This is a genomic window from Streptomyces sp. NPDC057616, from assembly GCF_042800575.1.
Classification (GTDB): domain Bacteria; phylum Actinomycetota; class Actinomycetes; order Streptomycetales; family Streptomycetaceae; genus Streptomyces.
The window spans coordinates 237,328-243,750 of the sequence record NZ_JBHVGU010000008.1 but is presented as its reverse complement, the minus strand read 5'-3'; the positions used below and the strand labels follow the sequence as shown (position 1 = coordinate 243,750).

The window sequence follows — 6,423 nt, the reverse complement described above, 5'->3', positions numbered from 1 at the left end:
GGGGGGGTTTTGGTTGGGGGGGGGGGGGGGGGGGTTGTATGGGCCTGTTTTTTTTTTGGTTTTCCGTGTTGGGGTGGGGGGGGGGGGGGGGGGTGGTTCTTTCGGTTTCCCCCCCCCGCCACCATTCTTCGCCCGCCCTCATTCCTCAGGTCGTCGGGACGACGGCCTCGGAGGTCTCCGCTCCGGTGGAGCCCTCCGCCTCCCCTGCCTCGATCCGCAGTTCGGGAGCAGGTCGGCGGAAGCCCTTCGTGATCACCGCGAGCCAGACGATGCCGATCAGCAGCCAGGCCAGGCCGAGTTCGACGGCGATACCGCCGAGCTGGGTGATCAGGTAGACGTCGACCGCGGCGCCGACGGCGGGCAGGAGGAGGTAGCGCACCGCCGAGTGACGGGTTCCCGAGCGCCACTGCCGTACGGCGTAGGCGATCACGCAGAGGTTGACGAGGGTGAAGCCGAGGAACGCGCCGAAGTTGATGAAGGAGGTGGCGTCCGCGAGCGAGAGGTTCATGGCGAGCAGCCCGACCGCGCCGATGACGAGCACGTTGACGACCGGCGTGAGCAGCTTTCGGTGCAGGCGGCCGAAGATCCGCCGCGGCAGTGCGCCGTCACGGCCCATGACGAACATCAGGCGGCTGGTGCTGGCCTGGATGGCGACGCAGGAGGCGAACCCGCCGAGCATGCCGACGATGTTGGCGACGTCGGCGAAGGTCTTGCCGCCGACGGTGGTGGACAGCAGGTATCCGGCGGAGTTCTCGTCGGGGAACGAAGCGCCGGGGTGCGCCCACTGCATCAGGAAGGAGATCGCGATGAAGACGCCGCCGCCGGTCAGTACGGTCAGGATGATCGCGCGCGGGATCGTGCGCCGCGGATCGCGCACCTCCTCGCTGAGGGTGCTGACCGCGTCGAAGCCGAGGAAGGCGTAGGCCGCGACGGCGGCGGCAGCGGTCACGGCGGAGATGCTCGTGGCGCTGTTCCAGAAGGCGTGGCCGGCCGCGGCGTCGCCACCGTGCCCGAGGCCGTAATGGACGCACAGTACGGCCAGTACGACGAGGATCGCCGTGACGCCGAGCAGCAGCACCCGGTTGATCCGGTCCGCGACCTTGAGTCCGAGGACGTTGATCACGGTGGCGAGCACCACGTTGATCACCAGCCACGCCCACTCCGCAACGGCCGGGAACTGGGCGTGCAGGTAGATGGCCTGCAGCAGCCAGGCGACCATGGGCAGGAAGAGGTAGTCGAGCAGAAGCGCCCAGCCGGCGAGGAAGCCGACGCGGGAGTCGAGCTCCTTGCGGGCGTAGGTGTACACGGAGCCCGAACTGGGGTGGACCTTGGCCATCTTGGCGTAGCTGAGGCCGGTCAGCAGCATGGCGCCGGTGGCGATCACGTAGGCGGTGGGCGCCGCGCCCTTGCTGGTGACGGCGATGACGCCGAAGATCGAGGTGACGACGGCGGGTGCCATGTAGGCGACGCCGAAGGCGACCACGGAGACGAGTCCGAGGTCTCCACGCAGGCGGCTGGGCTGATCTGTCACGGCATTCTCGCTTCCCCGAGTGCGGAGCGGCTCTCGGTGGACGGGCTGGAGACGGGGGCGGGGGCAGTGGCTCCGGCCCAGGTGACGGGGTCGATGCGCCCTTGGTAGAGCGGCAGGGCGAGGGGCTGGTCGTCGGGGCGGAACTGCTGCCAGGGCCGGTTGAGCGCGGCCGTGCCGAGACGGCGGACGTTGGCGACCTCGTCCAGGTCGATCACGTCGGTGAGGGTGGTGTCGCTGTCGCCCACGGCCTCGGAGCGCACGGTGCCCTGCGGGTCCACGAGCAGGCTGCGGCCCGTACCGACGGGCGCGGCGCAGTTGACGCCGGCGACGAAGAGCTGGTTGACGATGGCGTTGGCGCGGGCCAGCACGAGCTCCTGCGCCCGGTCGCTGCCGGAGGTCTGGACGAGGTTCAGCACCAGCTCGGCCCCCATCCACGCGAGGTGCCGGGTGGTCTCGGGGAACCATGCGTCGTAGCAGATCGACAGTCCCACGCGGCCGATGCCGCCGAGGTCGAAGACGGTGAACTCGGCGCCGGGCGAGACCGTTTCGTAGGGCCGCCAGGGGAAGATCTTCCGGTACGCCGCGACCCGCTCGCCGCGCGGGGAGTACACGGGAGCGGTGTTGTGGACGCGGCCGTCGGCGGCGCGCTCGTAGACGCTGCCCGGGGCGAGCCAGACGCCCAGGTCGCCGGCCATCTCGGCAAGGGCGCGGTCACGGGGGCCGTCCATGGGCTCCGCGAGGATCTCCGCCAGCTCGGCAGGTGGGGGCGTCGTATCGCCGGTCGGGCCTCCCAGATGCAGCTCCGGATAGACGATCAAGGGCGCGTCGGGAAGCCCCGACGTACGGTTTCGCACGTCGGCGGCCAGGCCGTCGAGGTCGTCGGCGGCACGGCGGGCCGCCTGGGCCAGGACGAGGGGAACGGGACGGGACATGGATCACCAGGTTTGGGGTCGGGGACGGGCGGTGGGGCTGATCAGGACCGGTACGGAGCCGGTATGGAGCGGGTACGGAGCCGGCCGCGCCGGGGTCCGCAGTGGGGGCGCGGAGTGGCGCGCGGTGGGGTGTCCTGCGGGCCCGCGGCGGGCCGGGGTTTGTTAAACGAAATTTAGTTAATGAATGAGGGCGGGTCAATGGGTCGTGCCGGGCGAGATCCGAGGGCCTGCGGGCGGTGTGCGAACATGGCGCCCATGGCCCGACCGAGGAACCAGGCGGAACGCCGCGCCCAGCTGATCGACGCGACCGCCAGGACCGTGGTGGATCTCGGAGCGACGGCCACCAAACTGCGCGACGTCGCGAAGGCCGCCGGCGTCACCCCCGCCTCGGTGCTCTACTACTACGCCGACATCCAGGAGCTCTTCGCCGCGGTCTTCGAGCGCAGCGCAGCGACGTACTTCGTCAGCCGCGAGAAGGCCATCGCGGAGGCGGAAGGTCCCGTGGCACGTCTGCGCGCGTGCATCCACACCGGGGTGCCCTGGCCCGGCGAGGGTGAGGAAAGCACCCGGCTCCTCTTCGAGCTGTTCCCGGTGGCGCTGCGCAACCAGGGCGCCGCCGACCGGCAACGCGCCTTCACCACGCAGCAGACCGAGCTCTACCGGCACGTGCTCGAACTCGGCCGTCAGACGGGCGAGTTCACGCTCAGCGCCGATGCCCACGTCCTGGGCCGCTCGTTCGTCGCCCTGGAGGACGGCTACGCGATGGATCTCCTGGTCGGCAGTGCGACCGCCCAGGACATCGAGGACCGTCTCCTCGACCACGCGCGGATCGTCACGGGCAACGCGGCCTTCGACCGGCGTTCCTGACGGTCCGGCGCGCCGAGCGAGCCCCCTCCGGCGGGGACAGCCCGATGACCAACTCCCCCTGATGGCTGCCGGGTTGGCGTCAGGCCGTGGACGCCCATCCCGGAACGGTCGGCAGCACCTCGTCCGCGATGCGCAGCAGCACCGCGTCGTCCGGCACCCCTCCGTCGCCGCGCCACAGCGTCAACTCGAAGGAACCGCCGTGGTCCTTGGCGTCCTGCGCGATGACGAGGGCGCGAGCCGGGACACCCGGCCCACTCTCGGAGTCCTTGCCGTCCAGACGGAAGCGGATGCTGAGGGTGCGGTCGGAGTAGATCACGGCTTCACGGCCCAGAACCCGTCGCGGCTGTGCGTCGCCTCCGAGCAGCGCGGCCGTACCGGACACCGGAAGTCCGTCGTACGTGGCCGACAGCGACACCGTGTACGTCGCGAACTCGACCTGGGCCGAGGGCGTGGCGACCTCCTTGCCGCCCGCGAACTTGAACGAACCGCCGCTCCCACTGGCCGACTTGGCGCTCTCCTGCGGGGTGCCCAGCAGTTCGGGGAGATCGGAGCGGTTGAGCGCCGCGCACAGTTGCGCCCCGGAGACGCGTGACGGCGTCTTCCGGCTGCTCGCCGTGCTCTTGTCGGCCTCTCCGCCCGAGCACTTGGCGGGCCCCGAGGCCGTGGAAGAAGCCGAGTTCTGGCTGACGGCCCACAGGCCCAGACTCACCGCGCCCACCAGTACGAAGGCGGCAACGGCCTGCCCCCATGGGCCAACGCCCCTGCCGGGCGCTTCACTTGCGCCCTTGGGCGCACTTTCCTCGTCCCCCATGCCCCCACCTGACACGATCCCCCCACATGTGCGGGGTGACATTAGCCTGTGATCACTGGCTGGACAAGGCGATTGGCCACGCCCGCACACCGTGTGTGAGGTGGCCGCAGAATTGACGCTCGAAGGCGGCGTGGCCTGGGCATAGGCTTCGCTCGGCACGGACACGGCGGGGGCGGAGCGTATGAAGTCTGAGGAAGTACAGCGATGGGCGTCGTCGCTCGACGCCGTGGTGGTGTACGCGCAGGGTGCGCTCTGCACGCGGGTGGCCCGGGGCACCGTGCCGGCGAGCGGCAGGGTGCGCGTGACGGGGCTGCCCCGCTCGATGGACCCGGACTCCCTGCGGGCCGGCGTCGTCGGGGACGGCGGAGTCCGTGTCACCGAGGTCCGTGTGGAGGTGGACGCCGAACCCACCGGCACCGAGGCGGCCGACGCCCTGCGGCAGGAGATGGAGCGGCTGCGTGACGCGTACGACGCGGTGCAGGGGCGCCGGGACCGGCAGCTGAGCAAGATCGCCGAGGTGGCGGGGCTGCGCCCCGTGCCGCCGACCCGGAAGCGTGAGGACCCGCCCCGCCGCACACCCGCCGACGCCTGGCTGGGGCTGGCCGATTTCGTCGACGAGCGGCTGCGCGGTCTGCACAGCCAACTCGCCGAGCTGGAAGGGGAGTTGAGCCGAGCCGAGCATGAGCTCTCCGTGGCCACGGACCGCTGGGCCCGCGCCTCCACGGACGTACAGCCGGGGCAGGTGGCGACCACGGTCGGCGCGGTGCTGACCCTCGACCGATCCGGTGCGGCCGATGGATCCGGTGCCGATGTCGAGGTGGAGCTCGAGTACGGGGTGCCGGGCGCCGTCTGGGTGCCGGCCTACCGCCTCACGCATCGCCAGGGCGACGACGGCGGGACGCTGGTCCTGCGCGCCTCGGTGGCCCAGCGCACCGGCGAGGACTGGAGCGGAGTACGCATCGCCCTCGCCACCGCGGACCTGCGGCGCCGGACCGATCTGCCGAGGCTGCGTTCGATCCGTGTGGGACGGCGGCAAGCCGCCCCCGCCCCCACGGGCTGGCGGGAGCCACCCGCCGGTCTCTCCGACCTGTTCTCCGGATACGACGCCGCAGGCCCCCGGCCGGTTACGGGCACCAGTGCCTTTGCCGTGGCCGGAGCCGCGGGAGGCGCGGCCCCGCCGCCCCCGCTCCCGCCCCCGGCGCCTGCGGGGTACGGCATGGCGCCCGCCGCACCGGCCGCACCGGCCGGATTCGCCGAGGCGGCGGAGGAGTACGACGCCGCCATGCCGGACGTGCCGCCGCCGCCACGGTCGGGACGGCCGGCCAGGGCGGGGTCTCCGGCCGCCGCCAAGCGCGCCGCCATTCCCGCGGCCCTGGCCCCCATGGCCTCCGCGGCTCCGGGCCAGGCAGCCCCTCCTCCCGCGCCGCCGGTCGAGCTGGGTCCGCCGCGGCCGAGCGGCACGGAGCTGGACTACGCCTCGCTCGTGCTGTCCGGTGCCGACGAGCCCGAGGGCCGTAGGGGCAGGCTGTTTCCGCACGCGCCCTACGACCCCGTGGCGGTCGAGTACCGCCGCCGCGCCGACACGGTGTCCGCGCTGCCGTTGCCCGGACACGCCGTGCGGCCTCGTGAGTCGGCGGGGTCCTTCGACCATCGCTTCGACGCCGTCGCCCTGGCCGACATCCCGTCCGACGGCACCTGGCACACCGTCACCGTCACGGAGGTCCCGGTCGGGTTGCGCACGGAGTACCTCTGCGTGCCGTCCGTGGAGCAGACGGTCTACGCCACGCTCGTCCTCTCCAACGCCACCGACCAGGCCCTTCTCGCCGGGCCGGTGGAGGTCACCGTCGACGACGACTTCCTGCTGACGGCCGCGCTGCCCACGCTCGCCCCCGGCGGTGTGCGCCGGATGGGGCTGGGCCCGGCGGAAGGCATCAAGGTCACCCGGCGGACGAACCTTCACGAGTCGACGGCCGGACTGCGCAACAACACCACCGTGCTGGCCCACCAGGTGCACGTGGAACTCGCCAACCGGCTCGCCAAGGCCGTCACCGTCGAGGTCCACGAGCAGGTTCCGGTCACCGGCGATCCGGACGTCCGGATCGAGGAACGGGCCGACTGGACCACACCCGAGGAGGACGGCGGACCCGACCGCCACGCCCCGGGCACCCGCGTCTGGCGTGTGGACCTGCCCGCCGGCAGCAGCGCCGCCCTCGACGGCGGCTACGAGATCCGCGTCCCGGCCGCCAAGGCCCTGGTCGGCGGCAACCGCAGGAGCTGACACC

5 protein-coding genes are annotated in these 6,423 nt (G+C 72.1%); 2 read left to right on the top strand and 3 right to left on the bottom strand.

The window, feature by feature from the left end; genetic code table 11:
• Nucleotides 1-145: 145 nt before the first annotated feature.
• Nucleotides 146-1,531 carry an APC family permease gene (locus tag ACFU97_RS12685; protein ID WP_384254645.1) on the bottom strand — a complete coding sequence of 462 codons (1,386 nt, stop codon included), beginning with the start codon at nt 1,529-1,531 and terminating at the stop codon, nt 146-148.
• Nucleotides 1,528-2,463, bottom strand: a complete 936-nt coding sequence (locus ACFU97_RS12680) for a carbon-nitrogen hydrolase family protein (RefSeq protein WP_384254642.1) — start codon at nt 2,461-2,463, stop codon at nt 1,528-1,530. The genes ACFU97_RS12685 and ACFU97_RS12680 overlap by 4 nt, the downstream gene beginning before the upstream one ends.
• A gap of 255 nt (nt 2,464-2,718) precedes the next feature.
• On the opposite strand from ACFU97_RS12680, the gene ACFU97_RS12675 reads away from it, so the two are divergent.
• Nucleotides 2,719-3,330 (top strand): TetR/AcrR family transcriptional regulator, encoded by a 612-nt coding sequence (locus tag ACFU97_RS12675; protein WP_384254640.1) that lies wholly within the window; start codon nt 2,719-2,721, stop codon nt 3,328-3,330.
• A gap of 79 nt (nt 3,331-3,409) precedes the next feature.
• Here the strand turns inward: ACFU97_RS12675 and ACFU97_RS12670 are convergent, their stop codons facing one another.
• Nucleotides 3,410-4,141 carry a DUF6215 domain-containing protein gene (locus ACFU97_RS12670; protein ID WP_384254638.1) on the bottom strand — a complete coding sequence of 244 codons (732 nt, stop codon included), beginning with the start codon at nt 4,139-4,141 and terminating at the stop codon, nt 3,410-3,412.
• A 181-nt stretch (nt 4,142-4,322) separates the two neighbouring features.
• Here ACFU97_RS12670 and ACFU97_RS12665 point away from each other — a divergent pair, with 181 nt between their 5' ends.
• A complete protein-coding gene (locus ACFU97_RS12665) occupies nt 4,323-6,419 on the top strand; it encodes a DUF4139 domain-containing protein (protein WP_384254635.1) in 2,097 nt (698 codons plus the stop codon).
• Nucleotides 6,420-6,423: the final 4 nt, after the last annotated feature.

Excerpts from the sequence above, each read along its gene's own strand:
- ACFU97_RS12670 (WP_384254638.1), bottom strand. The coding sequence starts at position 4,141 with ATGGGGGACGAGGAAAGTGCGCCCAAGGGCGCAAGTGAAGCGCCCGGC.
- ACFU97_RS12665 (WP_384254635.1), top strand. The coding sequence starts at position 4,323 with ATGAAGTCTGAGGAAGTACAGCGATGGGCGTCGTCGCTCGACGCCGTG.
- ACFU97_RS12675 (WP_384254640.1), top strand. The coding sequence starts at position 2,719 with ATGGCCCGACCGAGGAACCAGGCGGAACGCCGCGCCCAGCTGATCGAC.
- ACFU97_RS12680 (WP_384254642.1), bottom strand. The coding sequence starts at position 2,463 with ATGTCCCGTCCCGTTCCCCTCGTCCTGGCCCAGGCGGCCCGCCGTGCC.